2 protein-coding genes are annotated in these 1,936 nt (G+C 56.6%); both read right to left on the bottom strand.

What is annotated here, in order from left to right; translation table 11 throughout:
* Positions 1-257 precede the first annotated feature (257 nt).
* The gene (locus tag J4F31_12460; GenBank protein MCE2497365.1) at positions 258-974 is read right to left on the bottom strand and encodes a rhomboid family intramembrane serine protease; all 717 of its coding nucleotides are present in this window, start codon (positions 972-974) and stop codon (positions 258-260) included.
* A 55-nt stretch (positions 975-1,029) separates the two neighbouring features.
* On the bottom strand, positions 1,030-1,866 hold the full coding sequence (locus J4F31_12465) for a hypothetical protein (GenBank protein ID MCE2497366.1): 837 nt from the start codon (positions 1,864-1,866) through the stop codon (positions 1,030-1,032).
* Positions 1,867-1,936 lie beyond the last annotated feature (70 nt).

A 1,936-nucleotide genomic window follows, 5' to 3' on the forward strand; every position in this document is an offset into this window, starting at 1 on the left:
TTCGTTCTGAGCCAGGATCAAACTCTCAAAATTTTACTACTTTTCACAAGGGCCACCACTTCAACACACTTCTTCTTTGCCGTTTTATCGGCTATGCAATTGTCAAAGAACGACTAAACAGGGAAGTTGTACAAAATACTGGAGCGTCCAGGCAATGTCAAGGAAATTTGCGAGAAATCGACGGCCCAACTGTATTTTCTCATATCATGGGACCTGCACTCGGAAAAAATCGGCGCCTACCACTCCACACCGTACCGCTATCGCCAGCGCCGCGCGTGCGCATGAGGAGGATTGAAGAACTTGACGTGCGGGTGCTTGAACAACCCGATCAACACGATCCCGGCCAGGAACCCGCCGATATGCGCAAAAAAGGCCACGCCTCCTCCTTCGGTTCCGAGGCTCATGCCGCCGCTCAAAACCTGCATCACGAACCAAAGGCCCAACACGATCGAGGCCGGGACATAGAGCATCTGGCTGAAGAATCCCAGGGGAATGAGCACCAACACCTGGGCTCGGGGGTACAGCAACAAATAGGCGCCGAGGATCCCCGAGATGGCGCCACTGGCCCCAACCATCGGAATCGTCGAAACCGGATCAACGGCGGCATGACTCAACGCCGCAATAATCCCGCACAGGAAATAGAAGATGATGAACTTGCCATGCCCCATGACGTCTTCAATGTTGTTCCCGAAAATCCACAGATACAGCATATTCCCGATCAGGTGCATCCAGCCCCCGTGAAGAAACATGCTGGTCACCAAACTTCCATAGGGTGACACCGCCGCGAGTTCAACCGGGAGTTCGGCATACCCGAACACGACCGCCGGGATGGCCCCATACTGATACACGAAGGCTTGCCCGCTCTGCTGCCCCAGCATCACCTGGTTCAGGAAGACCACCACGCAGGCGGCGAGAAAGCCGATGGTCACGACGGGTTTGATGTCCGTCGGGTTATCGTCACGCAATGGAATCATGGAACCATGCTTTACTCATGAACGAGAGGGGATCGGCCTTCGGGAGACCACACCGCTATCCCCGTATGGGATTCAGGATATCCGCTGCTTCAAGAGAAACCGAAAAGCCCGCGGCATTGACGTGCCCACCGCCCCCGTGTCGAGCGGCAATGGCGGAGACGTCAACAGTCCCCGGTTTCGAACGCAGGCTGAAATACCGCCGGCCGTCCCGTTGGTGCCAAATGATGCAAAACGGATATCCCCGGCACAGGCGTTCTCCGATTTGACTGGTCATCACCGGACTATACACCGCCGGCACGGTTTCCCCCTCAAACTCGACCAGGACCGATTCCTTGACGATCTTGGTAATCAGGACGTCTTCCTGTCGGAGGATCGCCCGGCCTTCCACTTCCAACGTGTCCTGCGTCAGACCGTCCCAGACCTGAAAATCAAAAGGATACGAGACCAGCGCGGCATTGATCTCCCGACTCTTGGGCAACCGCCATTCCCACAAATCCTTATCCTGAATGTATTGGAGCAACCAGGGGGCCGGCTCCGGGTGCGCCCATTCCCAGGCCAACACCGCACCGCTTTTTTTCATGTCGAAATACGCATACGGGAGACCGGCCAATGCCGCCTGCGCGGTGACGTGGTGATCCAGGATGCGGAGACTGGCCGTGGACTCGGCCAAGCGTTCGATGATCTCTCGCCGATAACTGAAGTCCACCATCACCACGTGGTCATGGTCCAAACCCGACGGCGGGGTCAGGCCGTGTTCGACCGGCACATAGCGCGCATCCGGAAACTTCTTCCACAAGGCCCACGCCGCACCGAACCCATCCGTGCAATCGGCATGATACAGCACGACCGTGGGCTCCTGTCCTGAAAACGGTTTGTCCGGGGACTCGCTCATCGTTCAAAAACATAACACGAATCCTTCAGGAGGCCAAACTCTCCTCTCATTTGCCGGTGTCTCTTCGGTG

The organism is Flavobacteriales bacterium, assembly GCA_021296215.1.
In the GTDB taxonomy this organism is placed as follows: Bacteria; Bacteroidota; Bacteroidia; order Flavobacteriales; family ECT2AJA-044; genus ECT2AJA-044.